Origin of the sequence: Sphingobium sp. SYK-6, from assembly GCF_000283515.1 — a bacterium.
In the GTDB taxonomy this organism is placed as follows: domain Bacteria; phylum Pseudomonadota; class Alphaproteobacteria; order Sphingomonadales; family Sphingomonadaceae; genus Sphingobium; species Sphingobium lignivorans.
On sequence record NC_015976.1, the window covers coordinates 3054421 to 3081257 of the forward strand.

Below are 26837 nucleotides of genomic sequence, written 5' to 3' on the forward strand. Positions count from 1 at the left end.
AGCAAGGTGATGAATCTTCAGGACGATGCCCCGCTCAGCACGTCGAAAGCGCGCGAGGCTGATCGCGCGGAGCAGGAACTGGTCGAACCCAAGGGCGACAACCTCGTCGGACGATCGGTCACGATCAACCGCCCGCGCGAGGAATTATATGCCTTCTGGCGCGACTTTTCCAATCTGCCGCGGTTCATGGACAATATCGAGCGCGTGGACGTGAAGGATGCGCGGACCAGCCACTGGATCGTCAAGGCGCCCGGTGGAAAGACGGTCGAATGGGACGCCGTCGTCACGGAGGAGCGTCCGGGCGAGGTCCTGGCCTGGACCTCGTCGGACGATGCCGACGTCCCGAACAGCGGGCGGATCGAATTCCGCGATGCCGCCGGCCGTGGAACGGTCGTCACCGCGACGATCGCTTATGATCCTCCGGCGGGCTTCATCGGCAAGGTGATCGCCAAGATCTTCCAGCGGGAACCGGCCATTCAGGCGCGCCGCGACTTGCGGCGGTTCAAGCAGCTTATGGAGACCGGCGAGGTGGCCACGGCCGCCCGGACGCACAAACAACTGGAAGAGGAGCAAGGCTGATGCGCGCCCTGACCTGGCACGGCAAGCATGACGTCCGCGTCGACACGGTCGACGATCCCGAAATCATCAACCCGCGCGACGCCATCATCAAGGTCACCTCGACGGCGATCTGCGGCTCGGACCTCCATCTTTATGACGGCTATATCCCGACCATGCAGTCGGGCGACATTCTGGGCCATGAGTTCATGGGCGAAGTGGTCGATGTCGGGCCGGGATCGACGCTCAGGAAAGGGCAGCGGGTCGTGGTGCCCTTCACCATCGCCTGCGGTGCCTGCTACCATTGCGGCAAGCAGCAATATTCGGCCTGCGACAACGGCAATCCGGCCGACAATCAGGACATCGCCCAGGAGCTCTATGGGCAGCCGATGGCGGCGTTGTTCGGCTACAGCCACATGACCGGCGGCTATGCGGGCGGACAGGCCGAGTATGTCCGCGTGCCATTCAGCGATGTGGGGCCGATCGTGATCCCGGACGGGGTGGACGACGACAAGGTCCTGTTCCTGTCGGACATCCTGCCGACCGGCTGGATGGCGGCGGAGAATGCCGAGATCGAACCCGGCGACACGGTTGCCGTCTGGGGTTGCGGTCCGGTGGGCCTGTTCGCGGTGCAATCGGCCTTCCTGATGGGCGCGGCGCGCGTGATCGCCATCGATCACTTCCCCCGCCGCCTCGAACTGGCGAAGCGGTTCGGCGCTGAGACGATCAACTACAAGGAAAGCAAGACCTACGAAGCGTTGATGGAAATGACAGGCGGGATCGGGCCGGATGCGTGCATCGATGCCGTCGGCCTCGAAGCGCATGGTTTCTTCGTGGATAACGTCATCGATCAGGTGAAGGCATCGATGTTCCTGGGGACCGACCGGATTCACTCGATCCGCCAGGCGATCATCGCCTGCCGCAAGGGCGGACGGGTTTCCATGCCGGCCGTCTATGGCGGGTTCGTCGACAAGTTCCCCCTGGGCGCGCTGATGGAAAAGGGCCTGACGCTCAAGACCGGCCAGACGCACGTCCAGCGTTATCTCCCCGGCCTGCTCAACGCGATCATGGAGGAAAAGATCGATACGACATTCCTCATCAGCCATCGCCTGCCGCTGGAGAAGGCGCCGGACGGCTACAAGATGTTCCATGATGAGCAGAACGAGGTGACGAAAGTCGTGCTCAAGCCCGGGCTGGACCGCATCGCGGCCTGAGGCCCTCTTCAGGAGAAGGAAAAATGGCAGCGAAACTCGCAGTGGTGACAGGTGCATCGACCGGGATCGGCTTCGAACTGGCCCATGTCATCGCGGAAGACGGATATGATCTGCTGGTCGTGGCCGACGAGCCGCTGATCGAGGCTTCGGCAAAGGATTTCGAGCGCCATGGCGGCGCGGTGCAGGCCCTGCAGGCGGACTTGTCCACCATCGAAGGCGTCGACCAGCTGCTGGCCGCGACCGGCGGCCGGCAAATCAATATCCTGTGCGCGAATGCCGGCGTCGGCACCGGCCGGGCGTTCCTCGATCAGGACGTGGCCATGTGGCGTCGCGCGATCGACACCAACATCACCGGCACCGTGTATCTCCTCCAGAAGGTGCTGGCGGCGATGGTGGCGCGGCAGGACGGCAAGGTGCTCGTGACGGGCTCGATTGCCGGCTATATTCCGGGAAGCTTCAACGCCGTCTACAATGGCACGAAGGCGTTCATCGACAATTTCACGGAAGCTTTGCGCAATGAGCTGAAGGACGTCGATGGCGTCACGCTCACCACGCTGATGCCGGGACCGACCGATACCGAGTTCTTCGCGCGGGCCGACATGCTCGACACGAAGGTCGGCCAGGACGAGAAGGCGGACGCCGCGAAGGTGGCGCGCGATGGCTGGAAGGCCCTTCTCTCCGGCGAGGGACATATCGTCTCGGGCCTCTCCAACAAGCTGCAGGTGGCCGGGTCGGGCGTTCTGCCGCAATCCGTGCTCGCCGAGCGCCATCGCAAGATGGCGGAGCCCGGCACCGCGGGGAGATGACCGATGGCAGGCCGCAAATGGTCCCAGGACGTGACCGAGCATAGCGACGCGCTGGACCTCGACGACGGCGTGTTCGCGCAGGACGATCCCGCAAAGATCGCAGCTTCGCTGAAGCGATCGGCCGAACACAGCCACCGCCGCAAGGGCACGCCCTTCCAGTCGGCGATGAGCATGCTCACTTTCTACATCAACCGGGCCGGCAAGAACCTCGGCAAGGAGCAACGGGACATTCTCGAGAAAGCCAAGGACGAGCTGCGCGCGGCGTTCGACGAGAAGGAGGATAACCATGCCTCGCGGTGACAAATCGAGCTATACAGACAAGCAGAAGCGCAAGGCCGAGCATATCGAGCAAGGCTATGAGGAGCGCGGCGTCGGCGAGAAGGAAGCCGAACGGCGCGCCTGGGCGACGGTGAACAAGGAATCCGGCGGCGGCAACAAGTCCGGCTCCGGCCGCGGGAAGAAGGACAATCATGCCGCCTCCCGCAAGGGCGGACAGATCGGTGGTTCGAGCCAGAGCCATGAAAAGCGTTCCGCCGCTGCCAGGAAGGGATGGGAAACCCGCCGCAAGCGCGCGGGCAGCTGAGCGGCGCCCCCCGAGCAACAGGGTGGCTGTGTTTGATGCAGGAGCAAGAGAGATGGCCATTGCGACGACACCCCTGATCGAGCGCGTTGCGCGCGTGCTGGCCGCACAGCAACTCAGTGCCAATGCCGGCGGGATGTCGACGTCCGCCGCGCTGGACGTCGACATCGAATGGATCGACCACAAGGATGACGCGCTCGCCATCCTGAGGGCACTGCGTGAACCCGATCACGCCATGGCCGACGCGGGCGATGCGGCGGTCTGGGAACGCATGATCGCTGTGGCGATCCACGCCGGCGAGGACCTCCACGCCCGCCATGAAGGGACAGGCTCATGACCGATGAACCGCGCAGCAGGCGCCATGTACCCACGGAGCAGGGCAAAAATCCGAACATCTCCACGGAGAACCAGCCGGAGGGCGCCGCCCGGCGGCCGAGCGACACTCTCGACCGCGAACCGCGGCGCGACCCCGTGAGCGGCGGCGCCATCCCCTCCAATTACAATCCCGAGACGATGACGCGTAAGGGCGAGGAAGAGGATAGCCGCGCGGGACGCGAAGGCGCCGGGCGGAGAGTGTCGGAGGATTAGGCTGCGCGGGCAGATTCGGGGGCCTGAGGGTCAGAGGTGCTGTTCAGTCCTGACCGTTGTCATCCCGGACTTGTTCCGGGATCCCGCTGTCTTGGAGATCGGCGGGTCCGGAGGGTTTGAGAAAAAGAAGAAGCGGGATCCCGGATCGAGTCCGGGATGACGTTGTGAGTGACGAGATGGGGTGCGCTGCCATCGCCCTGGAACTTGTCCACGCCGCCTCGGAGCCGGCCTCCTCAAGCGGAACGCAAGCGCGCCTGCGCTTATTCCATATGGGCCAGAATATCGCTGATGTCCGCGAAGGCGAACGCCACGCAGCTGTCCGCGAGGCCATAAGGGAGGAAGAGCTTGGTCCCCAGCCGCATCGCGCCGCAGGTGTAGACGACATTGGGGACATAGCCTTCGCGCTCATTGTCGACCGCCGCCATGAGAGGCTGGGGCGTGCGGGCAAGCACCTTCAGGGGATTGTCCTTGTCGAGCAGCGCGGCGCCCAGCGCATATTTGCGCATGGGGCCCACGCCATGGGTGAGCAGGAGCCAGCCCTCATCGAGCTCGATGGGCGCCCCGCAATTCCCGATCTGCACGAACTCCCAAGGATATCTGGGTTCGAGCAGGCGCGCGCCGCCGGACCATTCGGTGAGGTCGCCGGATTCGAGCAGAAAGAGATTCTTGCCGTCCTGCCGGCCGATCATCCGATATTGCCCGCCCACGCGCCGGGGGAAAAGCGCCATCCCCTTGTTGACGGCGGCCGAACCTTCCATCGGTACGAGCGCGAAGGTCCGGAAATCCCGGGTGCGCAACAGTTCGGACCGGATTTCCCGGCCGCTATAGGCCGTGTAGGTGCCGATCCACTCGCGGGTGCCATCGTCATGCACGAAGGGCGTCAGCCGCAGATCCTCAAGCCCGTTGGCCTGCGCCGGCGTCACGGGGAAAATGACGGTGCCGGACAGGGTGCTGTCCCGGTCCCGCTCCACTTCCACCGCGCCATCGGTATCCCCGATCTGCCGGCACGCCGTCGCGGCCGTGGCGATGCGGGGCTCGGGCGACAGCTCGAACCGCCCGTTCTCCCCGACCAGCCCGTCGCGGAAGGTGATGGAGCTGATATGCCCCTCCCCCACTGCCCGGAGCGACATGATGAACCGCACGATGCCCGGGCCGAGATTCGACTGGTCCGGGTGCGGCACGATCGAGGGGTTCATCAGCGCGGCGGCCTGGAAGCTGTATTCATGCGAGAAATAGGCGCCGATGAGCTGACGCCGGGCTGCGCTGAGCGTCGCACGATCGAGCTTCAGTTCCGCCGCGACCTGATCGAAGCGCGTCTCGAACACCCGTTCGATCTGCCAGTGCCGCTGCTGGAAATCATGGAAGACACTCACCAGCGCCTGCTCCACCGCAGCCTCGTCCATCTCCATGATGTCGCTGACGAGACGCGCGCCGCGGCTGGATGCATGACCCGAGGCTTGCCAGGACAGATGGAAGGGGCGCACGACGACGCGTGACGCGTCGGCCGTGAGGCGCTGGTCGAGGCGGCGAAAGATCGGCGAGGCCTGTTCGTCCCGCGCACCCCCGGATGGCTCAGCCGCTGCGCCCGAAGGCGCTCTGGTCGGTTCATCAAGCACAGAAGGGGCTATAGCACCACAGCGAGCTGGGGTCTTTCCTCATATTCCGCCATCAAGGCGGCCATGCTGTGCCGCGCCATCTGCAGGGCGAGAATGGACTCGGCGCCGCGATTGAGATTGACCCCGTCGCGCGTGAGCCCGTCATAGCACAGCGTGCGGTCCTCATTGGCAAGCGGCATCGCCAGATCATTGTCGCCCGCGAACCAGCCAAAGGCTTTGCTCGCCGCCGTCATCCACACCGGGTCAGCGTCGCAGCGCCGGGCGGAGAGACAGGCCTCGATCGTGGCAGTCGCTTCCAGCGGCTGCTGGTCGAAGGATGCGGGCTCCGCGAACGGCTTGCCGAAGCTCTCCGTGCCGACCGGGCGGAAATGCCCTTCCGGCGCGCGCTGCTTGCCGAGCAGCCAGCGCAACGTATCGAGCCCGAGATCGATCGCCGCCTGATCCTGTAGGACGCGCCCGGCCTCGATCATCGCCTGCGAGAGGCGCGCATTGTCATAGGACAGGACGATCTCGAACCATGGCCAGGAGGGCCGATGGGCATCGGCGAGCAGGCGCGTGAAGAGATCGACCGAACGGCGCAGCAGCGCGCGGCACCGCTCATGGCCCGGCTCGACTTCCAGGACGGCCGCCATGCCCAGCATCGTGAAGGCGATCGCCCGGGGGGACTGCATCGCCTCTGCCAGGGGCAGCGCCTTGTCGAACAGCTCCCGCGCCCAGCGGCGCATGAAATCGTCCGGGGCGGACCGCAGCACATGACCCAGGGTCCAGAGCGTGCGGCCGTTGGAATCCTCCGACCCTTCCTCTTCCAGCCATTGCCGGTCATAGCCCATGAAATTGCGGAACCGGCCTCGTTCATCGTTCCAGGCATGCTCGATGAAAGCAGCGTAGATCAGCGCCAGCCGACGACGTTCCTCCGGGTCGCCTGCCCGCGTCTCGCACATCAGCTTGAGGGCGCGCGCATTGTCATCGATGCAGTAGCCGTTCCGCCGGTCGGGGACGCCGAGCACGCTGTGCTGGATGATCCCGACATCATCGGTCATCGCGGCAATGCCTTCCAGCCGGACATGCTTGTTCTCGGCGAGCGCCTGCCCCGTGGTTATGGCCGTGGGGTGGCCCCGTTTTGCATCGCAGAAGACATCCATGACAGTTCTCGCATTCTCTTCCCAGATGGTCGATCGCGCGGCCTGCCATATGCTGCGCGCATGGGCGGAAAGGCTGAGCGGATCGTTCAGAAGGTCCGTGATGGCGCTTGCTATGGCGTCGGAATCGCCGAAGGGCACGAAGGTCCCGATGCCATCGGCAAGCGCTTCCTCGGCGTGGATATAGGGCGTGGAAACGACAGGCCGCCCCATCGCCAGCGCATAGGCCAGGGTTCCGGAGGTCACCTGCTCGCGCCCCGGATAGGGCGTCAAATAGACGTCGGCGGCCTGGAGATAATCGAGCAGATCCTCATCCTCGAGGAAATCGCCGACGAAGCGGACATGGTCCTGAAGGCCGAGTTCTGCAGCGAGGCCCTTCAGCCGTTCCCGATAAGCCTCCCCCTCGCGACGCAGCAGAACCGGATGCGTGGCGCCAACGACGAGATAGAGAAGCTCGGGATGCTTCGACACGATGCGCGGCATCGCCTGAATGGCTGTCTCGATGCCTTTGCCGGGCGAGAGCAGCCCGAAGGTCAGCACCATGGGGCCGGACCCCAGCCGCAGCTTGCTCTTCATGACGCTGGTGTCGAGCAAGGCCCGGTCCGGCGCGCCATGCGGAATGACGACGATCCGCTCTGCGCTCACGCCATAGACCGTCTCCAGCAGGCGCGCCGCCTCGCGCGCCATCACGATCAGCCGGTCGGCTTTCGCCACAAGGGCCTGCATCACGCGAAGCTGATCGCGGTCGGGCCGGGCGAGAACCGTGTGCAGCGTCACGACCAGCGGAAGATCGACATGCCGCAGCAGCGCGAGCAGATGGTCCCCCGCAACCCCGCCAAAAATGCCGAACTCGTGGTGAATCCACAGCAGCTCCGCACCCGAACGCTGGATGGCAGAGGCCGCGCGCACATAGGAGGATATGTCCGCCGCCGGGATCGCCATGGCCACCTCGGGCCCGTAGGTCACGCCAAAGCCGTCATCCATCGCATAATGATCGATCCGCAACCGGGGGAAGGACGCACGCAGGGCCTTGACGCTATGGCTGGTATAAGTGGCGAGACCGCACTGGCGGGGCAAAGCATTTCCAAGCACGGCGACATGCGAAATCGGTTGGTCGATCGGCCGACAGGACATCCCTTGATCCCCGGACGCAAGGCAGGATGCCTCGCATTGCTGCAGTGCAAACTGAAATACGCCCAGTCCGTTCCCGGCCGCCAAGTCCCTCGTCGCAAAAATCGCGGCGACAGGGCGATCGGGCGACGGGATCACCCTGAAACGGGACGGACGGCGTGGGTTTGGGACCACCCGCGCTCCGCCGATGGCGAACTCAAAGCCCGAAGCAGGCCTTGGGGATGTGCGTGATCCGGCAAGCAAGATCGGCCTCGCCGGACGCGACGATGAAATGATCGCCGGCATCGGCAATGCCAGTGGTGAAGACGACGTCCTGCACGTACATTTGATCGGCAAGCGGGGCGGTCAGCGCTTCATTGGCTTCCAGCAAGGCCCCGTGGTCGGTCGCGACGGTGATGCTGGGGTCCTTGGCATCCAGCAAGGACCAGTAGGTCCGGTAAATCCCCACCACGCCGCTGGGCGCGACGCCGTGCCACAAGGTCAGCCAGCCCTTCTCCGTCAGCACCGGCGGCGTGCCCCCGCCCATGCGGGTCGTGGCAGCGGCGGCGACATGGGGACGCAGGCCGGGCTTGATGCAGGGTTTCCAGTGCCGCGCGTCCGGCGAGGTCGCCAGATTGATGGAGGGACCCGCGCGCCACTCGCTTTCCGGCGGATAAGCGAAGTAGAGATCGCCCAGCGGCCGCGTCTGCGCCCAGTACTGGCCGCCGATCCGCCCCTCGAAAATCAGCATGTCCTTGTTCTGGTGATCGAGGACGATGTCGGCGAACTGCCAGTCGAGGCCGTTTTCGGAAATGTAGAGCGTGGTGGAATGCCGCTCGGGACTGACCGAGCAGGTCGTCATGAGATAAACCCCGTCCACCCGGCTGATGCGCGCATCCTCCACGCCATAGCATTGCCAGTCCCCCTGCGGCGCGATCGCGCGGTCATAATGGATGGTGACGATGTCCAGACCGTCAGGGGTGCATTCCACCGGCAGGAGCCAGGACAGGGAGGTGAGCGCCATCACTTTCCAGCCCTGCCCCCGGATCATGAACTTGCGGGGATCCATCGTGTCGACAAGGTCGAGCGGCCAGGCATCCAGAATATAGCGGCCGGCGTGCCAGCGGATGGCGCGGATATGGCCGTCCGCCTCCGGCTGTCGCAGCGCCTCCGCCACCCGCACCATCATCAGCAGATTGCCGTTCGGCAAGCGCGTGAGGCCGGGATTGAAGGCCCCCAGCACATAGGTCTCGGCCGGCAGCTGCCCCGCGAGCGGCGAACGGGACAGGTCCACGTCCTGCGGCCGGAAAACCAGCCGATCCTCTGGAAAGCGCGCGCTCATCGCCTGAGCCTGCTTTCGACGCGCATCAGGGACACCGCGCAGCGGCGCGGCTGCGTGAGCATGAAGTGCGTCGCCACGGCGATGTCCTCCGCCCTCAGCATCTCGTCGCGCCGGATGAGCGCGCGCTGTTCCTCGGGCGGGAGGTCGGGATACTGGAAGTCGGCGCCGGTCAGCCCCGGCTCGATCAGGCCCACCTTGATGTCCCGCTCCGCCACCTCCCCGCGAAGGGCATGCGCAAAACCCTCGATGCCGGTCTTGGCGGCGACATAGACCGATCCGCCGGGCGCCTGGGACACGGCCGAGAAATCCACCGCGATCTGATAAGCGAGATCGTCCTCGCCCTCATCCATCAGCGCGTCGGCGGGCACGGCTGCATTGATGACCGCGATGTCGAGGCCGCCCAGATAAGCCTCGGCAGCCGAGAAGAAGCGCGCGACATTCCCGCGCTCGGCAAGGTCCAGCGCGAGGCCGTCGCCATCCCCGACTTCCCGGATGCGGGCGAGCGCGTCAGCGAGATGCGCGCTGTCCCGCCCGCAGACGAAGACCCGGGCTCCTTCGCTGGCGAGCAGCACGGCGATGGCGCGCCCGATGCCGGTCGTCCCGCCCGTGACGGCCACCTTGCGCCCGGCAAGGCCGGGTTGGCGGGTGTGGGCGTCGGCAGCACGGCTGCCTGCGGCCGTGCCGGCGCCCCGTGCCGCCTGGTCGTGCGGATCGGCCATGATGCTCCCTTATGCTGGTTGAAGGTCGAGGAGCCAACGCATGGGGACAGGATTGGATGCCCGGACGCGGCGGCGCGCGGGCGCCGGGGCCTCGACCGGGGGCACAGGGAATGGACGACGCAAAAACGCCCGGGAAGCAGGTCCCCGGGCGTTTTGTCTGTTCGATCCGTCGTCGGCTCAGGCGAAATAGACCGCCTTGGTCTCGAGATAATTCTCCAGCCCCTCGAGGCCGCCGTCACGGCCGATGCCGGACTGCTTGAAGCCGCCGAAGGGCATGTGGATATCCACCATCATGCCGTTGATGGTGACCGAACCGGCGCGATACTCCCGGGCCACCGCGAAGCCGCGCTCGGCGTCCTGCGTGTAGACCGCGCCGTGCAGGCCGTAGATCGTGTCATTGGCCTTGGCGATCATGTCCGCCTCATTGTCATAATCGACGAAGGAGACGACCGGGCCGAAAATCTCTTCCTTGAAGATCGTCATGTTCGGATCGACGTCGGTGAACACGGTCGGTTCGACGAAGAAGCCGCGGTTGAGATCGGCGGGACGCCCGCCGCCCAGCGCGAGGGTCGCGCCCTCGGCCTTGCCCTTCTCGATATAGCCCTGCACGCGCTCGAGCTGGCGCTGCATGGTGAGCGGACCCATGCCGACATCGGCCTGGAAGGGATCGCCCACCTTCACTTTCGAAACGGCGCTGGTGTAGGCGTCGACGATCTCGGCCTTGCGGCTCTTGGGCACGAGAACGCGGGTCAGCGAGAAGCAGACCTGGCCCGTGATCGGCATGGAATAAGGCACGAGGCTCTTGAGGACATGATCCATGTCCGCATCCTCGAGGATCATCGCCGCCGACTTGCCGCCCAGCTCCAGCGAGACGCGGGCAAGGCGCTCGGAGGCAACGCCCGCGATATGCTTGCCGGCCGCCGTGGAGCCGGTGAAGCTGATCTTGTCCACGCCGGGATGGCGGATCAGATGATCGCCCACTTCGCGGCCCGCCGGCAGCATGTTGAACACGCCGGCCGGGATGCCGGCATCCTTGATGCACTCGGCGAGGATGTGCGCGTCGATCGGCGTTTCCGGGCTCGGCTTGCACACCATGGTGCAGCCCGCCGCCAGCGCGGCCGCGACCTTGTAGACGAGCAGCACGAGCGGCGCATTCCACGGCGTGACCGCCGCGACGACGCCCACGGGCTCCTGCACCACGCGCACCTTGTTGCCGCCCATGGAGCCGATGCGCTCCTCGATGAACGGATAGCTGTCGTTCAGCTCGCCATAGAATTTGAACAGGCCCGGCACCTGATAGCTGGCCTTGCTGGTGAAGCCGATCACGGCGCCGACCTGACCCGTCCAGGCTTCGGCGAGCTCGGGCATCCGCGCCATCAGAAGGTCGGACACTTTCTTGAGATAGGTGCCACGCTCGGCCGGCGACATGCGCGGCCAGGGCCCCTGATCGAACGCCTTGCGCGCGGCGGCCACGGCAATGTCGACATCCGCTGTCGTCGGCTCGATATAGGTGAGGACCGTTTCCTCATTATGGGGCGTGACGACGGTCAGCTCGTTGCTGCCACTGCTGGCGCGCCATTCACCATCGATGAAGAGCTGCGCCGCGCCCCGATCCTTGATGCCTTTGATCGTCTTGTTGAACTGATCCATCCTGCGGTCTCCTAAGAACGATTCGCCTGAGCTTCCCCTTTGCACTGGCGATTTACGCCTTTTCGCGCAAGGCTTTGCGGGGGCAATTTCCGCCTCGGGCAGGCATTCGTCCTTCTGATCCCGTCATTCGCCGCGCCGTCGCTCCAGATCCGCGGGCAGGAAGGTCTGGCCGCTGCGCATCTTCACGGCCGGCAGGGCGGAAACCCGCGCCTGCCAGTCCGCCAGAGCGCGCAGGCCCGGGGCGACCGGCAGCCCCGCCCCGGTGGCGAAGGCGAGCGCGGCGAAGAGCGAGATATCGGGCAGCGTGAAGCGATTGCCGGTCAGAAAGGGACTGCCGGACAGGAGCTCATCGAAATAGGGCAGGTTCGCCACCGCCTGCTGGCCACGGCGACGCCCCCATTCGGCCGCGCCCGCCCAGTCCGGCTGGCGCCAGGGCCGCAAGGCCGGGCCGAGGCCGGGCGTGCCATAATGGAAATAATCGTCGACCGGATCGAGCAGCATGATCTCGACACGGCGCTGCATCATGTGGATCAGCCCCTTCTCGCGCGCCGTGCCCCCGGTGAGTGTGGGCGGACCGGCGAGATTATCGAGATATTCGGTGATCGCGGTGCATTCCGAGAGGACGAGGCCGTCATCCAGCACCAGCACCGGTGTCTTGCCGATCGGGTTCATCGCGAGGAACCAGGCCTGCTTCTGCTCCGCAGCGATCAGGTCGACCGTGACGAACTCGACCTGATCCTCCAGCCCCTTCTCGGCAAGGACGATGCGGATGCGGGCAGCGTTGGGCGTGCCCTGGCGATCATAGAGCTTCATGGCCACTCCCTAAGGCTGATCGACATTCAGATGATGGCGTGGCGAAAATGGTGGTTTTTCGGGACCCGGCGCGCAGCGTACTCAAAGTACGTGAGCACCGGAAGCCCGGGAAAGCGCCATTTGCAGGCCGCCAGCGCTGGATGTCGATTAGCCTTAGTCGATCACCGGCATGGCGAACAGCCGGTCCACCGTCTCGCGCCGGTAGCGCTCGAAAGCGGCGCGAGCGGCCGGCACGGGCAGCTCGGTGAGAAAGGCATCCTCGATCGTGCGATGGCGCTCCTGGACCTCCTCCAGGAACTCGGCATGAGTGAGGATGTGGAAGCGGTTCTCGCGGATCGCGTCGACCACCAGCCGGCCCATGTCCATGGGATCGACCGCGACCCGCATGGCGGCCCAGAGATTGCGGATGAAATCGCCTTCCTCGCCCGGCGGCGCGCTGGCGTCATCCTCCGGGATCGCCATCAGCGCCGTCTTCACCGCGCCGGGATAGAGGCAGGAGACGCCGATGCCATGCGGCGCGAGATCGAGACGCAGCGCCTGCGTGAAGCCGCGCACGGCATATTTGCCGGCGGAATAAGCGCCCATGCCCGGCAGCGGAACGACGCCGGCCATGGACGAGGTGTTGACGATATGGCCGCCCTCCCCCTGCGCCTTGATGATCGGCACGATGATCTTGGTGCCATTGACCACGCCGCCAAGATTGATGCCGATCGAGCGGTCCCAGTCCTCGAAATCCGGATCGTCGGCATTGCCGCCGCCGCCCACGCCGGCATTGTTGGCAAGCAGATGGATCTTGCCGAAGACGTCCAGCGCTTCCTGCGCCGCGGCGCGCAGATTCTCCCGATCCGCCACGTCCACCCGGATGAGATGCGTGGCATTGTTCCCCCGCAGGATCTCGCGGGCCTGATCGAGATGATCCTCATTATAGTCGGCAATGACGACCTTCATGCCCTCGGCCAGAAAGTTGCGCACCATGCCGAGCCCGATGCCACTGGCGCCGCCGGTGACGAAGGCCACCTTGCCCGCGAAATTCCTCATGCTTCCTCTCCTTCCTGCGCCGGGATGCCTCGCCCGGTCGCCGCGCAGGTTAGCTCGGCCAAGCCCCGTCAGGAATGGATAATATAGCAAGCGAAGGATCAGGGAGACAGGATCGGAGGACGTTGCATTATGCGATGATCTGGAATTTTACGACATTTTTTCAATCCATTATAGGTCGACAATTACATAGGGTGACAGAAATCCACCTCTTCCGCCCCGGAGCGGAACAGGCGGAATAGGGACGCCGGCCCGGACGCGGGACGCTTGACCGGCATTGCCCGCCGCCCCTAGGTGCCTGCGAAACGGCGAGGCCATGCGCGCAGGGCTCCCCGCCGGGAATGCGCGGCGGAACGGGCGACGGGAGAACAGATATGCGGAACATCATCGTGATCGGCGCGGGGTCCATGGGATGCCTGTTCGCCGCGCGCATCGCGCAGAGCGGCGCGGACGTGACCCTGATCGACGTGGACCGCGAGCGGCTCGAGCGGATCGGGCGCGAAGGCATCCATCTGACCGACGACGATGGCACGCGCACCGTGCCGCTGCGGGCCGCGCTCGCGCAGGATGTGGAAGCCCCCGCCGATCTTGCGCTGCTCTTCACAAAGGGCATGCACAGCGCCGCCGCGATCCGCTCCATTGCCCATCTCGCCGGCTCGGGCATGTATGTGCTCACGCTCCAGAACGGCCTCGGCAACCCGGAAATCGTGGCGGAGACCTTTCCCGCCGATCAGATACTCAAGGGCATCGCCGCGCTCCCGGCCGACCTGCACGGCCCGAACAGCGTCGAATCCCATGGCAGCGGCCATATCGAACTGGGGGCGATGACGCCCGCCGGGACGCAGGCCGCGCAGGCCGCCGTCGCCCTGCTCGCCCGGGCCGGCTTCGATGCGCGCCATGCCGAGGACATCGACGTCGCGATCTGGGAGAAAGTAGCGTTCAACGCGGCGCTCAACGCGCTGGGCGCCGTGACCGGCCAGCCCAATGCAGGCATCGACAACGCGCCCGGCCGCCGCATCGTCGCGGCGATGGTGGACGAAGTGGTGGCCACCGCGAGCGCCTGTGGCGTGGCCGTGGACAAGGCGCGGATCGCCGGCGCGATCGATTTCGCGCTCACTTCCCATCGCGGCCACAAAGCCTCGATGCTGCAGGACATGATCGCCGGCCGGGCCAGCGAGATCGAGTTCATCAACGGCGCCATCTGCACGCGCGCCCGCGCCGCCGGCGTGCCCGCCCCCGTCAACGAGACCATGGCCGACCTGGTGCGCCTCATGGAGCTGACGCGCGGCTGAGGCGAGGCGCTCGCGGCGAACCGAAAGGCGCCTGCGCGACCGTCCGAGGCCGACCGGCTGCGCGCGGCGGCGCAAGCGGCGTGGACAGATCCCGAGGCCATGGCGGCCACCCTGTCTCGTCACTTACGATGTCATCCCGGACTTGCTCCGGGAGCCCGCTGCCTTGAAGACCGCCAGAGCCAGCCAGTTTAAGAGGCCGAGCATCGGACTGGTCCGGGCCGGCTCGCGCGCAGTTGCCGGATATCGCGGACTGCCGCCTCAGCCCCGGACTTTTTGCAACATGGATTAGTCACCGGGCGTTCCGTCGCAACGCGGGGCCGGCAAAGGATGTTGTTCTCCTGAGAGAGGCGTCCGCCGCTCCGTAGCCGGTCGCCGGCCTCAGGGGCGCGGATGTGCAGACGCTGAGAGGAATTGTCCGTGCAAAGACCGCATGTTCTGATCGCCACCATGACCGCGGCGCTCGCCTTGAGCGCCTGCAACCAGCAGACGGCCAGCGACGTCGACCCCGCGGAGGGGCCGGGGCGCGGGAATGTCTCGACCGACGTCATCAATGAAGTGCAGGGCGGCGGAGGCCCCGACGAGATCCCGATTTCGGCGCGTCCGGGCCCGGCGGGATCGGCGCCGCTCGCCGAGCCGGTGGACAACGCGGCCGCCAATGGGAGTGAACAGCCATGAGACATGTTTCGGGAACAAGGACGAGCCTGGGCTTGGCGCTTCTGGCGCTGCTTCTCGCCGGTTGCAACGACCGGCAGAAGCCGTCCGAAGGCGACGGCACGGTAGCGCGCGACCATGAAGGCGTCCGGCCCGAGGGCGTTTCGAGCACCGCTGCGCCGCTCACCAGCACTTATTATATCCCGCAGGCGACGATCGGCGACATGTATGAAGTCGAGGCCGCCGCAATCGCGTCCGAGCGGACGCGCAATTCGGCAATCCGCGCTTTCGCGGCCCGGATGACCGAAGATCACGGAAAGACGATGAGCGAACTCCAGTCGTTCGTGGCGGCCAATCCGGTCAACCGGGCGCCCGCGCAGAATCTCGACCCCCGCCGACGCGCCATGATCGACAATCTGAAGAACGCGAGCGACGCGGAGTTCGATGACGTCTATCTCGGGCAACAGGCCGCCGCGCATGACGAGGCCTTCTACCTGCACAGCAGCTTCGCCAACAATGGCGATGACCAGAAATTACAGGAGCTTGCCGGGCGGACTGCAGAACTGATCCAGCATCACAAGCGGATGCTGACCGAGTTGGGCAGCGGGGGCGCGCAAGAAACGCAGTGAGACGGGATGCGCCCGGGACCAGCCAGAAGCGCGCGGCCCTCGCCTTCCCGCGGCGAACGGTCCGCGCGGCGTCAGGCCCAAATCACTAAAGCAGGATAAGGAAACCCCGTCTGGGGCCGGTTCCTGGCCCGGCTGGAGGAACGAAAGCGGCGCCCGGGTTTTTCCACCCCACTGTAAACGGACAAGGGAATGGAAGCCGCCTTCATGTTGATCTCGCCAGCGGAAGAACGGCGTCTGCGTCAAGCGTTCGAAACCTTCATCATGGACAGGCGCTTTCCCTGCGTGGGCGCCAAGTCGGCCCTCTCGCGCGGGACGCTGCATGTCCTTGTCGGCTGGTCGATCGACAGCGGCTGGGACGATGTGCGGCTGCACCGCGAGCTGCTTGCCTGGGCCGACTCCTACAGCGCGGACCCCGGCCTGTTCCGCAGCCTCGCGATCATTTTCGCCAAGCCCGTCCCGCTGGACGAGGAAGCCTTCGAACGCGCGATGTGGGACCGGCTCCAGTCCCTCGCGGACAAGGACGCCTGGCTCGGCGTGCCGTTCGACGAGCGGGTGAGCGGCGATCCGGACGACCCGCATTTCTCGCTCAGCTTCGGCGGGGAAGCCTTTTTCGCCGTTGGGCTGCATCCCGCCGCCAGCCGGCCGGCGCGCCGCTTCGAGCGCCCGGTGATCGTCTTCAACCTGCACGATCAGTTCGAGCAGCTGCGGCAGGAAGGGCGCTACGAGAAAATCCGCGAGACCATCATCGGCCGGGATACGGACCTCGCCGGATCGCCCAACCCCATGCTCTCCCGCCACGGCGAGTCGAGCGAAGCGGCGCAGTATAGCGGCCGGCTGGTCGGGAATGACTGGAAATGCCCCTTCCACGATCCGCGAGCGGCGGTATGACGCCGCAGCGCATCCCCCCGCGCTCGGGCGTGGCCTTCGAGCTTCTCAAGGGCCAGCGCTTGACGGTCATCGACCCGGAAGGGACGCAGGTCGCGGACCTGCTCGCCTATAACCGCGCCGACGTGCGCGAGGTGCTGAGCAACGGGCGCACGCTCGATTATGAAGAGACGATCCGCCTCACGACCGGCAACCGGCTCTGGTCCAACCGGTCCAATGTCCTGCTCGCCATCGAGCAGGACACGGTCGGCTGTCACGACTTCCTGCTGACGCCGTGCAGCGTCGACACCTTCCTGCATTTCTATCCCGACAAGCCGGTGGCGCCCGGATGCTTCGGCAATCTCGCCGCCACGCTCGCGCCCTACGGCATCGCGGAAGACATGATTCCGGTGGCGTTCAACTGCTTCATGAACGTGCCGGTGGGGCCGGACGGCAAGATCAGCGTGCTGCCTCCGCTGAGCCGCGCGGGCGACAGGATCGTGCTGCGCGCGGAAATGGACCTCGTCATCGGCCTGACGGCCTGCTCCGCTTATGCGAGCAATGGCGGCAGCTTTAAGCCGATCGACTATCTCATCGAGGACCCGGGCTGAACGCGGGCGCCGCCTGAGCCGGTGGGACGCGCACTCTCCGGCCTGAAGGCCCAGCGGACCGTCTGCGCGAGCGCGAAGGCACTGCCGCGCACGAGCGGGCCGGAGAAAGGCGGCCGCGCGAAGCCGTGGAGCTTCCTCGCCCAGCGCGGCATGATCTCCACCGCCGCCTGCATGACGAGCTTCTGCGTCGGCAGCATCGCAAGGGTGGGCGGCGGATGGTCGAGGATCATGCGGGCGACGGCCCGGGTCCGCGCGGTCACGCGCAGTTCCGGGCGGAAGCTCTCGATCAGTGTCTCCGCCTCCGCGCGACTCTCGGGCACCGGCGCGGCACCGAGCGCGCGGGCAATGCGGGCGTGCTGCGCGAAATAACGATCCTGCGCGGTGCGGGTCATGCCCGGCTCGCCAAAGGCGCGCCATGCCTCCAGAAACGCCATCGCCTCGCAGACATGCACCCAGGCGAGCAGGCGGGGATCGCTCGCCCGATAGGCTGTTCCATCGTCCAGCACGCCGCTGATCTGCGCATGGACGTCCCGGACGCGCGCGATCGCCGCCTCGGCTTGCGTCCGTTCGCCGAAGGTCGTGACGGCGATGAAGCGCGCGGTGCGGCGCAGGCGGCCGAGCATGTCGCTGCGGAAGCTGCTGTGATCCCATACACCCGCGAGCGCGGCGGGATGGAGCATCTGCAGCAGCAGCGCGGTCACGCCGCCGATCATCATCGTGGTGACGTCCCCGTGCACGCGCCAGATCTCCGATCCGCGATCGAACAGCGCCTCATCGGACCGGACAACCGGCGCCTCGCCCCGTTCGCGATCGTTGAACACGTCCTGTATCTGGCGCACCAGCAGGCCGCGGACCATCTGCGAGGGGCGGCGCATCACATCCGCCGGCCGCGCCGCGCCAGCCGCCGGTCATTGGCAGTGACCGCCTTGTGATAGGGCGCCAGAACCTTGGCGGGAATCGCGAACCAGCTGGTCATCGCGGCGGTGTTGCGGTTCATGATGGCAAGCCAGTCCTGCGGGCCCAGCATGGCGCCGCCGGCCAGCCGCCCCATGTCCCGTGCATTCGCGGACCAGGCATCCCGGATCGAGGCATCGTCCCTCGCCCGCGCCACCGACGCCTTGCCGAACGCATCCACCTTCTCGCTCACCATCAGGCTGAGCTCGCGGTGATCGGCGGTCAGGGGCGAATGGAAGGCCGCGGCGATGACCGGCAGGCGGGCCATGACGACATTCTGCGTCCCGCTGATCGTCTGGGCGATGTCCATGCCTGTGCGGACCATGTCCAGCCAGAGGGAGAACGGGTTGACCAGCATGGGCATGTTCCTTCGCGGGGCGGACTGCCCCTCGCCCACCCTAATGCATCAGACGCCATTCGGCTTCTGACAAAGCGCCGAGCAGAGGAGGAATGCCCGACCGGAAGTCCCAGCGCGGATTGTGGATCGAAGCTCGGCGACGTGGACCAATCCGCGGACCTTGGGGAAGCCAGAAGCGCGCTTTTCAACTATTTTTCGTTGGTCATCCCGGGCTCGACCCGGGATCCCGGATCAGGTCCGGAATGACGTCGTGCGTGACGAGATGGTAGGCCGCCAGCGCTGGAGCCGAAGGCGTCCGCAGGACAATGTCGATCAGCCCTAGGCGATCCAGAGGCGCAGCAGCCATGCCACCGCGCCGAGCACGGCGACGCTGGCGGCCCAGATCGCGGCCATCCAGGCGAGGCGCTGCCAGAGCGGGGCCTCGTCCGCATCACGCATCAATGATAGCCCTCATGGCCGACCTTGCCCCGGAACACCCAATAGGCCCAGCCGGTATAGGCGAGGATCAGCGGCAAGGTGAGCGCCACGCCGACGAGCATGAAGATCTGGCTCGATTCCGGCGCGGCGGCATCCCAGATCGTGATCTGGGTCGGCACGACATAAGGCCAGATGGTGACGCCGATGCCCGCCATGCCGAGCAGGAACAGCGCGAGCGCCAGAAGGAAGGGCATCAGGTCGCGGCGCGTCTTCAGCGCATAGAACAGCCCGAACGCCACGATGGCGGTGAGCAGCGGAACCTGGCTGGCGAAGAGGATATTGGGCATGTCCAGCCAGCGCTCCCGATACTGGTCGAGCAGGAGCAGGTTATAGACGCTGACCGCGCCCATCAGCAGCAGCGTGGCGATGGCGGCGCGCACGGCGAGGCGATAGGCATGTTCCTGCACGTCCCCTTCCAGCTTCCAGATCATCCAGCACGCGCCGAGCAGCGCATAGCCGGCGACGACCCCCAGCCCGGTGAGCAGCGTATAGGGCGTGAGCCAGTCCCACCAGCTCCCGTCATAAGCGCGGCCGGTGACGTCTATGCCCTGCAGCAGCGCGCCCAGGATCATGCCCTGCGAGAGCGCGGCGATGACCGAGCCGCCGAAGAAAGCGGTATCCCAGAAGGCCCGGTGCGCCGGATCGCGCCAGCGGAATTCGAAAGCGACGCCGCGAAAGACGAGGCCGAGCAGCATGGCGATGATGAGCGGATAGGTCGCCGGCAGGATCACCGCATAAGCGAGCGGGAAAGCCGCCATGAGCCCGCCCCCGCCGAGCACCAGCCAGGTCTCGTTCCCGTCCCAGACCGGCGCGATCGAGTTCATCGCGCGATTGCGGCCATGGCCCACGCGCAAGGTGGGGAAGAGGATGCCGATGCCCAGATCGAACCCGTCCATCACCACATAAGCGAAGACGGCGAAGGCGATGATGAACGCCCAGATCATCGTGAGATCGATCATGCTTCGTCCTCCCGCGTTGCGGCGGGCCCGGCCGTGCCCGCTCCCCTGTTCTGGGCCGGGCCGGGCGTGATGCCGGCGCTGCGGATCGGGCCGCGCTCTTCCGTCTCCACACCCGATTCATGGGGGCGCGGCGGCGTGTTCATGAGCCGCAGGATATACCAGGTGCCGACGCCGAACACCGCGAAATAGATGATGACGAAAGCCAGCAGCGAAGCCGCGACGGCCGGCGCGCCCAGCGGCGAGGCGGCGTCCGCGGTGCGCAGCAGGCCGTAGATCACATAAGGCTGGCGCCCCACCTCCGTCGTCACCCATCCGGCAATGACGGCCACGAAGCCCGCCGGCCCCATCACCAGCGCGAAGCGATGGAGGAGCGGCCAGTCGTAGAGGCCCTTGCGCCAGCGGGCCCACAGGCTCGCCACGCCGAGCGTGAGCATGAGGACGCCGAGCCCCACCATGATGCGGAATGACCAGAAGACGACGGCGACGGGCGGGCGCTCGTCGGCCGGAAAGGTCTTGAGCCCCTCGATCGGCGCCTTGAAGTCATGCTCCAGCAGCAGCGAGGTCAGCCCCGGGATCTCCACGGCGTAATCGACGCGCTCGCCGCGATCGCTCGGCAGGCCGAACAGGATGAAAGGCGCGCCTTCGGGATAGCTTTCGAAATGGCCTTCCATCGCCAGCACCTTGGCCGGCTGATGCTCCCAGCTGTTGAGGCCGTGCATGTCCCCCACGAAGATCTGCACCGGCGCGACCAGCGCGACCATCCACATGGCCATCGAGAACATCTTGCGGGCATGCTCGCTTGCCCGTCCCTTCAGCAGATGCCACGCGCCGGTTGCCCCCACGACGAGCGCCGTGGTGAGATAGGCGGCAGTCACGGTGTGGACGAGCCGGTAGGGGAAGCTGGGATTGAAGATGATCGGCAGCCAGCTCTCGCCGGGCAGGAACTGGCCGTTGTCGCCCAGGATGTGCCCCTGCGGCGTCTGCATCCAGCTGTTGACCGAGAGGATCCAGAAAGCGGACACGAACGTGCCGAGCGCGACCATGACCGTCGCGAAGAAATGCAGCTTCCTGCCGACGCGGTTCATGCCGAACAGCATCACGCCGAGGAAGCCGGCTTCCAGGAAGAAGGCGGTGAGCACCTCATAGGCCATGAGCGGCCCGATGACCGGACCCGCCACGTCCGAAAAGACCGACCAGTTGGTGCCGAACTGGTAGGACATGACAATGCCGGAGACCACGCCCATCGCGAAGGTGATGGCGAAGATCTTGAGCCAGTAGCGGAACAGGTCGAGATAGACGGCCTTGCCGGTCTTCAGCCACAGGCCCTCGAGCACCGCGAGATAGCTCGCGAGCCCGATGGAGAAGGCCGGAAAGATGAAGTGGAAGCTCACCGTGAAAGCGAACTGAATGCGCGCCAGCAGGACCGCGTCGACCTCGGCAAACATAGCATCACCCCAGACATAAAAGCGCTGGCCTTGCCAGCATCGGGACGTGTCGATGGCGGCCCCCTAGCACCTCGGGGCAAGGAGGAGAAGGAGAATTCCGGGCGATTTCCGGATTTCCCGCCACGGGCAGGACGGGCGCTCAGGGCGTGGCGGCCGGCTCTTCCAGCATGATGCGCAATCGGGCCAGGTCATCCTGAAAGCGCGCTTCTTCCCGGTCCCGCGCGGCGCCGTCGAGCCGGAGCAGATAGCTGGGATCGACCGTCAGCCAGAGGCCGGCGCCGTCCGCCAGACGCATCGCCGTGCCGCGCTCGTCGGCCAGCCTCGGCGCGCGGCCCAGCAGGGCCCGTCCCGCACTGGCGCCCAGCGCCAGGACCATGTCCGGCTTCACGAGCCGCCGCTCGGCCTCCAGCCACCAGCGGCAGCGATCGATCTGCCCGGCCGTGGGCGTCTGGTGAATGCGCCGCTTGCCGCGCGGCTCGAACCTGAAATGCTTCACCGCGTTGGTCAGCCGGATCGATGCGCGATCCAGCCCCGCCTGTTGGAGATGACGATCGAGAAGCTGCCCGGCCGGCCCGACAAAGGGCCGGCCGGCGCGCTCCTCGCTATCCCCGGGCTGCTCGCCGACGATCAGGAGCCGGGCCTGCGCCGGCCCCTCGCCCGGAACGGCGCGCGTGCCATTGCAGCCGATGGGGCAGCGGCGGCAGGCGGCGATTCCCTGCGCGATCTCTTCCAGCGTCCCAGGCGGCGCGGCCGGAAAGGGATCGGCGCCCTGCGCCACCATGGCCGCCTCGCGCGCCTGCGCACCGGCGATGAGCTGCGGGATCAATTGCGCCTCGGGCAAATTCTTCCAGTAGCGGCGCGGCATCTCCTTGACCATCATGCCGACCTTCAGGCGCGCGGGATTGAAGATCGACGCATAATAACGCTGCCAGAGATCCTCCGTGGCATCCTCCCGCGGCGCATCGCGCGGGTCGGCCCCCGGTGCCTCGACCAGCGACTCGCCATCCCAGTGGAGGCAGAGATCGGGCGTGAGGATCGACCAGCGCTGACTGGCGAAGCGATCAAGAAAGAAGCGGGCATTGGCGCGCACCACATGATGCTCCGGCTCGAACCAGGCGATGTAGCGCTCGCCCCCGTCCGGCTCCGTGACGGCCCGGAACCGCGCGAATGCGCGCATCTTGTGGATGTCCCGCCGGACTTGCCGGCCCATGGCGATGGCCCGATGAACGTCGGGATCGGCCGGCTTTTCCATCAGCCGGCGATCTCCCTGCAGCCGCCAGAGCAGGCGATAGAGCAAGGCGAAACGGGCTGCATCGCGATGCCGGATCACGACCTGCGCGAGCCCGAGAAAGGCTTCGTTCGCGCGCACGGCAAGGGGCGCCGCCAGTGATGAAAGGCAGGCGGCGGGCGCAGCGGCGCCCCCGAACAGATCGGCCGCGCCGGAGGACTGCAAGGACCATATGACATGCTCGGGCGCCACGCCGGCTGCCGCCAGCGCGCGCGCCTGCTCCCGCCAGGCTTCCAGGTCATCGGGCCGCTCGACGAGGATGCAGTGCTGCCGACTGGTGGCGCCGGGCCGCGCGGTCAACCGAACAGCTCCATCTGGCGCGGCGGCGGGGCGAGACGCTCGCGAAGATCGATGCTGTCCGTGATCGAGGCCGGCCGCCAGTCCGCCGTGACGATGAAAGGGCGCAGCCGGGCAACCGAACGGGTGAGGCGCCCCAGATCCTCGAGCCGCAGCCGATGGTGCCGGCGCGCCTGGAGGATGGCCGCCACCGCGCGCGTGCCCAGTCCCGGGACGCGCAGCAGCTGCTCGCGCGTGGCGCGATTGATGTCGACCGGGAAGCTTTCCCGATGTTTCAGCGCCCAGGCCAGCTTCGGATCGATATCGAGCGCCAGCATGCCTTCCGCATCGGTCGCCTGCTGCACTTCGGTGGCCGAGAAACCATAGAAACGCACCAGCCAGTCGGACTGGTACAGCCGATGCTCGCGCATCAGCGGCGGCCGCCGGAGCGGCAGCACGGCGCTGGCATCCGGAATGGGGCTGAAGGCGGAATAATAGACGCGGCGCAGCCCGAACCGATCGTAGAGGCCGTTCGCCCGGCCGATGATCTGGCTGTCGCTCGCGCCGTCCGCGCCGACGATCATCTGCGTGGACTGGCCGGCGGGCGCGAAGCGCGGCGCATGGCGGAAGCGCCTGCGCGCATCCTTCGCCTCGACGATGGCATCGCCGATGCGGCCGATGGCGCTCTCGATCTGCCCGCTGTCCTTGTCCGGCGCGAGCCTCGCCAGCCCCGCGTCCGTAGGCAGCTCGACATTGATCGACACCCGGTCGGCCCACAGGCCCGCGCGCTCGACCAGTTCCGGATCGGCTTCCGGGATCGTCTTGAGATGGATGTAGCCGCGAAACGCGTGATCCTCCCGCAGGGACCGCGCCACTTCGATCAGCTGCTCCATCGTGTGGCTGGAAGAGCGAACGATGCCGGAGGAGAGAAACAGGCCTTCGATATAATTGCGCCGATAGAAGCTGAGGGTCAGGTCCACCACTTCGCGCGGCGTGAACCGGGCGCGGCGCACATTCGAGCTCTTGCGGTTCACGCAATAATGGCAATCGAAGATGCAGTGGTTGGTGAGCAGGATCTTGAGCAGCGAGATGCAGCGGCCATCGGGCGCATAGGCATGGCAAATGCCCATGCCTTCCGTCGAGCCCAGCCCCTTCCCGTCCCGGCTGTTCCGCTTGCTCGTGCCGGACGAGGCGCAGGACGCATCATATTTTGCCGCGTCCGCCAGGATTTCGAGCCGCTCGGCGAGGGATAGACGGGCCATATGTTCCTTATATGTTCCACCCGCTCAGGGAGCAAGCCGGAAGTTGACGGGTCGTGCCGCCAGGGCGACCGGCTGTCGGGCGGCCGGAACGAAAAATGCCGGGCGAGGTTGGTTCTCGCCCGGCATTCCTCCCCTCCTCGCCCGCCATGGACGGGGCCCGCGCGCCCTCGTCCCGGAAGCGTGGATGGGATCGCTCAGCTGCTCGCGCCGATCAGCGCGCGGGCATCCTGGATCATCTGCTTGTTCGTCGCCCGCAGCTTCAGGTTTCGCATGATGACGACCGTCAGCATCCCGATCGCGCCGAGAATGAGCAGAAGCTCGCCGCCCAGGAGATAGCCAAGACCGCCGCCCACCAGCACGGCGAGGATCAGCATGCCGCATCCATTGCCGCCCGCCACGTCGATGACGCCGTTGTAGACGCGCTCGTCATTGCTCGCGTGGTTCCGGAACAGGACGGGATAGCCGCTTGTCGTGCCCCGGCGCCTGACATAGACCACGCTGGCGGATTGCCCGTCCCGCAGCGGCACGGCGCCGGTCAGCGAGATCGCCGCTTCCTTGCCGCCGTCGACAAGGAAGAACTCGTTGCGCGTCGTGACATGGGTGCTGATGTTGACGGGCGTGTTGTTGTGGCCGCCGCTGCCGCTCACGCGGCTCTCGCTCCAGGTCTTCACCCCCGCGGCGGAGCCATGCTCCCGCCACAGCTCGAAATCATCCACGCTCACATTGAAGAAGGATATCATCCGCCCTTTCCTCCACTTCCCTCACCCCGCGCGACCGGCTGGCCGCCTCCCGGACCCGTGCCGGGCCTCATTGCGGCACCGTCACGCGGGCAATGGTGGTGCCCGAATTGTTGTTCTTGAGTTCGTAGGAGATCACGCGCGCGCGGATCGTGCCGCCATCCCGTTCCGGCGCCGCGCCGGTGATCTGCAGCAGCGCGTCCACGGCGACGGCGGACGGGTACTGGATGCGATCCCGGATGGACTGGGCCTCGACCTGCGGGACGCTCCAGCGCTGCGCGGCCTGCGCATTGTCGAACTTCACATGGATGCGCTCGCCCGAGCGATTGAAGATGAGCGACGAACTGGGCGCGAAGACCCGCACGCTATATTCGCCGTAGCTCGGATCATAATCGCTGAGATTGGCATTCGACGTGATGCGAAGCCGCCCGACATCCTTGACCGACTGCAGGCCGGACGCGAACCGGGCGCGAACCGCCTCACGCGCGGCCGCCTTGTCGGCGGGCGCCGCAGTGCGCACGCTCATGTCATCCTCCACCCATTTGTCGATGGGCGGCTGCAGGCCGGTGAGGCTGTAATAGAGCATCACCATCGCGAAATCGTCCGGCGCGGTCAGCTCGCCCGTGCGCGCGGCGATCTCGGCCGGCACCGGCGGCGCCGCTGGCGTGGCGGCCTCCGCCGGAGGCGCACCTGCGACTGGCGAGGACAAGGCATCGCCCCCGGCCGGCACGGCGGAGGGATCGGTCTGGTTGTCGCTCCCGGACTCGACCACCGAGCAGGCGGCGAGCAGTGCGAGCGTTGCCAGCGCCGGCACGAACGCCCGGCGGTGCGCGATACCCCCGCTCACAGCTTGGGCCTCGCGGCGCCCTGATCGGCCTGCTGCAATTCGCTGGCCTGCCGCTCCTCATCGGCACGCGCCAGGGCCTGCTCGGTATTCTCGATGGCGGCATAGCCCGAGGCGCCGTTCTGCGATGCCACTGCCAGACTGTGCGCCAGCCCCGGATTGTCCCTGGAGCGCCCGATGTCGGCCGCCACCGTCACCCCGCAATCGGGGGACAGGCTGGAGCCGGAATCGGGCGAGGGATTGACGGTGCAGCTGTGGTAGAGTGGCGAGGTTTCCGTGACGAGGCGCCCGGTCGGATCATATTTCCATGAGAGCGAGCGGCGGGGACCATTGTCCGCCTGGCTGGTCGGCGTGCCATATTTGGCGATGAGCGCCTGCTCCACGCTCGCCACCGTCGGCGATTGCCCCTCCGGATAATATTCCTCGCGCGCGACCGAGATCACCCGCTCCTGCCCCGGCAGGCCCATCGTGCCGACATAATAGCGGGTCTGGCCCGGCTGGAGCGGCGCCTCATAGGCATTGTTGGCGCGGCGCATGGCGTCGCGCTGCATCTCGCGGACGATCTCCTGCCCCGTCTTCTCCACTCGCGCCTCGGCGAACTTCGCATCGAACCCGTGGCGGATCTTCGCGCCGTGAGTCTCGATGCGGTATTTGCGCGAGCTATTCTCGGTGACGACCAGCATGGGATTGTCGCACTGGACGACATTGGCTGCCTCGTCCCAGCTCATGCCGGGGCGTACGCCGACCACGTCGTCGACCGGCGCGCCGGCCGGGCGCTGCGTTGCGATGCGCGGCGGGCAGGAGACATTGCCCCGGGTCGCTTCCGCCACTTCCTCGGCCGAGGCATTGCCCGAAAGCGTGCGGCCCGCCGCGCCGGACTCGTCGCCGGCCTCCGCTCCGTCGCCGTCACCGCTACCGCCGCCGCATCCGGCGAGCGCCAGCGCCATGGCCGAACACATAATGAGTCGCTTCACGATCCTGTCCTCCTTCATGCGTGAGATTTGTCGGCCGACCCGGCCGCGC

29 protein-coding genes are annotated in these 26837 nt (G+C 66.5%); 12 read left to right on the forward strand and 17 right to left on the reverse strand.

Annotation, left to right across the window (positions count from 1 at the left end; genetic code table 11):
* Positions 1 to 9 precede the first annotated feature (9 nt).
* The 7 genes from SLG_RS13965 to SLG_RS13995 are packed head-to-tail and all read left to right on the forward strand — an operon-like array spanning position 10 to position 3743.
* Positions 10 to 579, forward strand: a complete 570-nt coding sequence (locus SLG_RS13965) for an SRPBCC family protein (RefSeq protein WP_014077137.1) — start codon at positions 10 to 12, stop codon at positions 577 to 579.
* Positions 579 to 1769, forward strand: coding sequence for a zinc-dependent alcohol dehydrogenase (locus SLG_RS13970; RefSeq protein WP_014077138.1), 1191 nt, complete (start codon positions 579 to 581; stop codon positions 1767 to 1769). The genes SLG_RS13965 and SLG_RS13970 overlap by 1 nt, the downstream gene beginning before the upstream one ends.
* A gap of 23 nt (positions 1770 to 1792) precedes the next feature.
* Complete coding sequence (locus tag SLG_RS13975; RefSeq protein ID WP_014077139.1) at positions 1793 to 2575, forward strand: SDR family NAD(P)-dependent oxidoreductase; 783 nt, start codon at positions 1793 to 1795, stop codon at positions 2573 to 2575.
* 3 nt (positions 2576 to 2578) lie between these two features.
* Complete coding sequence (locus SLG_RS13980; RefSeq protein WP_014077140.1) at positions 2579 to 2875, forward strand: DUF3175 domain-containing protein; 297 nt, start codon at positions 2579 to 2581, stop codon at positions 2873 to 2875.
* Positions 2862 to 3158: a hypothetical protein gene (locus SLG_RS13985; protein ID WP_014077141.1), complete on the forward strand. Its 297-nt coding sequence runs from the start codon at positions 2862 to 2864 to the stop codon at positions 3156 to 3158. The genes SLG_RS13980 and SLG_RS13985 overlap by 14 nt, the downstream gene beginning before the upstream one ends.
* 52 nt (positions 3159 to 3210) lie before the next feature.
* Positions 3211 to 3492, forward strand: coding sequence for a hypothetical protein (locus SLG_RS13990; protein ID WP_014077142.1), 282 nt, complete (start codon positions 3211 to 3213; stop codon positions 3490 to 3492).
* Positions 3489 to 3743: a hypothetical protein gene (locus SLG_RS13995; RefSeq protein WP_014077143.1), complete on the forward strand. Its 255-nt coding sequence runs from the start codon at positions 3489 to 3491 to the stop codon at positions 3741 to 3743. The genes SLG_RS13990 and SLG_RS13995 overlap by 4 nt, the downstream gene beginning before the upstream one ends.
* Before the next feature lie 260 nt (positions 3744 to 4003).
* Here SLG_RS13995 and SLG_RS14000 read toward each other — a convergent pair whose 3' ends face one another.
* From SLG_RS14000 to SLG_RS14030, 7 genes are all read right to left on the reverse strand, one after another.
* Positions 4004 to 5359, reverse strand: a complete 1356-nt coding sequence (locus SLG_RS14000; RefSeq protein ID WP_014077144.1) for a glycoside hydrolase family 130 protein — start codon at positions 5357 to 5359, stop codon at positions 4004 to 4006.
* An 8-nt stretch (positions 5360 to 5367) separates the two neighbouring features.
* Entirely contained in the window at positions 5368 to 7590 is a 2223-nt protein-coding gene (locus SLG_RS14005; RefSeq protein WP_231848682.1) for a glycosyltransferase family 4 protein, read from the reverse strand.
* 235 nt (positions 7591 to 7825) lie between these two features.
* Positions 7826 to 8950: a glycosidase gene (locus tag SLG_RS14010; RefSeq protein WP_014077146.1), complete on the reverse strand. Its 1125-nt coding sequence runs from the start codon at positions 8948 to 8950 to the stop codon at positions 7826 to 7828.
* Entirely contained in the window at positions 8947 to 9669 is a 723-nt protein-coding gene (locus tag SLG_RS14015; protein WP_014077147.1) for an SDR family oxidoreductase, read from the reverse strand. The genes SLG_RS14010 and SLG_RS14015 overlap by 4 nt, the downstream gene beginning before the upstream one ends.
* 177 nt (positions 9670 to 9846) lie before the next feature.
* The gene (gene desV / locus SLG_RS14020) at positions 9847 to 11319 is read right to left on the reverse strand and encodes an aromatic aldehyde dehydrogenase DesV (RefSeq protein ID WP_014077148.1); all 1473 of its coding nucleotides are present in this window, start codon (positions 11317 to 11319) and stop codon (positions 9847 to 9849) included.
* Positions 11320 to 11442: 123 nt separating this feature from the next.
* Complete coding sequence (locus SLG_RS14025) at positions 11443 to 12132, reverse strand: glutathione S-transferase family protein (RefSeq protein ID WP_014077149.1); 690 nt, start codon at positions 12130 to 12132, stop codon at positions 11443 to 11445.
* 153 nt (positions 12133 to 12285) lie between these two features.
* Entirely contained in the window at positions 12286 to 13170 is an 885-nt protein-coding gene (locus tag SLG_RS14030; protein ID WP_014077150.1) for an SDR family NAD(P)-dependent oxidoreductase, read from the reverse strand.
* 371 nt (positions 13171 to 13541) lie between these two features.
* Here SLG_RS14030 and SLG_RS14035 point away from each other — a divergent pair, with 371 nt between their 5' ends.
* From SLG_RS14035 to SLG_RS14055, 5 genes are all read left to right on the forward strand, one after another.
* A complete protein-coding gene (locus tag SLG_RS14035) occupies positions 13542 to 14459 on the forward strand; it encodes a ketopantoate reductase family protein (RefSeq protein ID WP_041392056.1) in 918 nt (305 codons plus the stop codon).
* 417 nt (positions 14460 to 14876) lie between these two features.
* On the forward strand, positions 14877 to 15134 hold the full coding sequence (locus tag SLG_RS14040; RefSeq protein WP_014077152.1) for a hypothetical protein: 258 nt from the start codon (positions 14877 to 14879) through the stop codon (positions 15132 to 15134).
* Positions 15131 to 15739 (forward strand): DUF4142 domain-containing protein, encoded by a 609-nt coding sequence (locus tag SLG_RS14045; RefSeq protein WP_014077153.1) that lies wholly within the window; start codon positions 15131 to 15133, stop codon positions 15737 to 15739. Before SLG_RS14040 ends, SLG_RS14045 begins: the two co-directional genes overlap by 4 nt.
* Before the next feature lie 204 nt (positions 15740 to 15943).
* Entirely contained in the window at positions 15944 to 16627 is a 684-nt protein-coding gene (gene gntA, locus SLG_RS14050; protein WP_041393405.1) for a guanitoxin biosynthesis heme-dependent pre-guanitoxin N-hydroxylase GntA, read from the forward strand.
* Positions 16624 to 17214, forward strand: a complete 591-nt coding sequence (locus SLG_RS14055; protein WP_014077155.1) for a DUF1989 domain-containing protein — start codon at positions 16624 to 16626, stop codon at positions 17212 to 17214. The genes gntA and SLG_RS14055 overlap by 4 nt, the downstream gene beginning before the upstream one ends.
* Here the strand turns inward: SLG_RS14055 and SLG_RS14060 are convergent.
* From SLG_RS14060 to SLG_RS14100, 10 genes are all read right to left on the reverse strand, one after another.
* Positions 17190 to 18089: an oxygenase MpaB family protein gene (locus SLG_RS14060; RefSeq protein WP_014077156.1), complete on the reverse strand. Its 900-nt coding sequence runs from the start codon at positions 18087 to 18089 to the stop codon at positions 17190 to 17192. The genes SLG_RS14055 and SLG_RS14060 overlap by 25 nt on opposite strands.
* Positions 18089 to 18526 carry a hypothetical protein gene (locus tag SLG_RS14065; protein ID WP_041392058.1) on the reverse strand — a complete coding sequence of 146 codons (438 nt, stop codon included), beginning with the start codon at positions 18524 to 18526 and terminating at the stop codon, positions 18089 to 18091. Before SLG_RS14065 ends, SLG_RS14060 begins: the two co-directional genes overlap by 1 nt.
* 318 nt (positions 18527 to 18844) lie before the next feature.
* The gene (locus SLG_RS21020) at positions 18845 to 18964 is read right to left on the reverse strand and encodes a DUF2474 domain-containing protein (protein WP_014077158.1); all 120 of its coding nucleotides are present in this window, start codon (positions 18962 to 18964) and stop codon (positions 18845 to 18847) included.
* Positions 18964 to 19962, reverse strand: a complete 999-nt coding sequence (cydB, locus tag SLG_RS14070) for a cytochrome d ubiquinol oxidase subunit II (RefSeq protein WP_014077159.1) — start codon at positions 19960 to 19962, stop codon at positions 18964 to 18966. Before cydB ends, SLG_RS21020 begins: the two co-directional genes overlap by 1 nt.
* Complete coding sequence (locus tag SLG_RS14075; RefSeq protein ID WP_014077160.1) at positions 19959 to 21407, reverse strand: cytochrome ubiquinol oxidase subunit I; 1449 nt, start codon at positions 21405 to 21407, stop codon at positions 19959 to 19961. Before SLG_RS14075 ends, cydB begins: the two co-directional genes overlap by 4 nt.
* A 139-nt stretch (positions 21408 to 21546) precedes the next feature.
* Complete coding sequence (locus SLG_RS14080) at positions 21547 to 22995, reverse strand: UdgX family uracil-DNA binding protein (protein ID WP_014077161.1); 1449 nt, start codon at positions 22993 to 22995, stop codon at positions 21547 to 21549.
* A complete protein-coding gene (locus tag SLG_RS14085) occupies positions 22992 to 24233 on the reverse strand; it encodes a putative DNA modification/repair radical SAM protein (RefSeq protein ID WP_014077162.1) in 1242 nt (413 codons plus the stop codon). The genes SLG_RS14080 and SLG_RS14085 overlap by 4 nt, the downstream gene beginning before the upstream one ends.
* 194 nt (positions 24234 to 24427) lie before the next feature.
* Positions 24428 to 24973: a hypothetical protein gene (locus tag SLG_RS14090; RefSeq protein WP_014077163.1), complete on the reverse strand. Its 546-nt coding sequence runs from the start codon at positions 24971 to 24973 to the stop codon at positions 24428 to 24430.
* 67 nt (positions 24974 to 25040) lie between these two features.
* Entirely contained in the window at positions 25041 to 25817 is a 777-nt protein-coding gene (locus SLG_RS21995) for a hypothetical protein (RefSeq protein WP_014077164.1), read from the reverse strand.
* A complete protein-coding gene (locus SLG_RS14100) occupies positions 25814 to 26788 on the reverse strand; it encodes a hypothetical protein (RefSeq protein ID WP_148276604.1) in 975 nt (324 codons plus the stop codon). Before SLG_RS14100 ends, SLG_RS21995 begins: the two co-directional genes overlap by 4 nt.
* Positions 26789 to 26837 lie beyond the last annotated feature (49 nt).

Bases quoted from the DNA above. Each gene is read 5' to 3' on its own strand.
- SLG_RS14065 (WP_041392058.1), bottom strand. From the start codon at position 18,526: ATGCTGGTCAACCCGTTCTCCCTCTGGCTGGACATGGTCCGCACAGGC.
- SLG_RS13990 (WP_014077142.1), top strand. From the start codon at position 3,211: ATGGCCATTGCGACGACACCCCTGATCGAGCGCGTTGCGCGCGTGCTG.
- SLG_RS14025 (WP_014077149.1), bottom strand. From the start codon at position 12,132: ATGAAGCTCTATGATCGCCAGGGCACGCCCAACGCTGCCCGCATCCGC.
- SLG_RS14010 (WP_014077146.1), bottom strand. From the start codon at position 8,950: ATGAGCGCGCGCTTTCCAGAGGATCGGCTGGTTTTCCGGCCGCAGGAC.
- SLG_RS14045 (WP_014077153.1), top strand. From the start codon at position 15,131: ATGAGACATGTTTCGGGAACAAGGACGAGCCTGGGCTTGGCGCTTCTG.
- desV (WP_014077148.1), bottom strand. From the start codon at position 11,319: ATGGATCAGTTCAACAAGACGATCAAAGGCATCAAGGATCGGGGCGCG.
- SLG_RS14015 (WP_014077147.1), bottom strand. From the start codon at position 9,669: ATGGCCGATCCGCACGACCAGGCGGCACGGGGCGCCGGCACGGCCGCA.
- SLG_RS13965 (WP_014077137.1), top strand. From the start codon at position 10: ATGAATCTTCAGGACGATGCCCCGCTCAGCACGTCGAAAGCGCGCGAG.
- SLG_RS13975 (WP_014077139.1), top strand. From the start codon at position 1,793: ATGGCAGCGAAACTCGCAGTGGTGACAGGTGCATCGACCGGGATCGGC.
- SLG_RS14055 (WP_014077155.1), top strand. From the start codon at position 16,624: ATGACGCCGCAGCGCATCCCCCCGCGCTCGGGCGTGGCCTTCGAGCTT.
- gntA (WP_041393405.1), top strand. From the start codon at position 15,944: ATGTTGATCTCGCCAGCGGAAGAACGGCGTCTGCGTCAAGCGTTCGAA.
- SLG_RS14035 (WP_041392056.1), top strand. From the start codon at position 13,542: ATGCGGAACATCATCGTGATCGGCGCGGGGTCCATGGGATGCCTGTTC.
- SLG_RS21020 (WP_014077158.1), bottom strand. From the start codon at position 18,964: ATGCGTGATGCGGACGAGGCCCCGCTCTGGCAGCGCCTCGCCTGGATG.
- cydB (WP_014077159.1), bottom strand. From the start codon at position 19,962: ATGATCGATCTCACGATGATCTGGGCGTTCATCATCGCCTTCGCCGTC.
- SLG_RS14090 (WP_014077163.1), bottom strand. From the start codon at position 24,973: ATGATATCCTTCTTCAATGTGAGCGTGGATGATTTCGAGCTGTGGCGG.
- SLG_RS14075 (WP_014077160.1), bottom strand. From the start codon at position 21,407: ATGTTTGCCGAGGTCGACGCGGTCCTGCTGGCGCGCATTCAGTTCGCT.
- SLG_RS13980 (WP_014077140.1), top strand. From the start codon at position 2,579: ATGGCAGGCCGCAAATGGTCCCAGGACGTGACCGAGCATAGCGACGCG.
- SLG_RS13970 (WP_014077138.1), top strand. From the start codon at position 579: ATGCGCGCCCTGACCTGGCACGGCAAGCATGACGTCCGCGTCGACACG.
- SLG_RS14060 (WP_014077156.1), bottom strand. From the start codon at position 18,089: ATGCGCCGCCCCTCGCAGATGGTCCGCGGCCTGCTGGTGCGCCAGATA.
- SLG_RS13985 (WP_014077141.1), top strand. From the start codon at position 2,862: ATGCCTCGCGGTGACAAATCGAGCTATACAGACAAGCAGAAGCGCAAG.
- SLG_RS14030 (WP_014077150.1), bottom strand. From the start codon at position 13,170: ATGAGGAATTTCGCGGGCAAGGTGGCCTTCGTCACCGGCGGCGCCAGT.
- SLG_RS13995 (WP_014077143.1), top strand. From the start codon at position 3,489: ATGACCGATGAACCGCGCAGCAGGCGCCATGTACCCACGGAGCAGGGC.
- SLG_RS14085 (WP_014077162.1), bottom strand. From the start codon at position 24,233: ATGGCCCGTCTATCCCTCGCCGAGCGGCTCGAAATCCTGGCGGACGCG.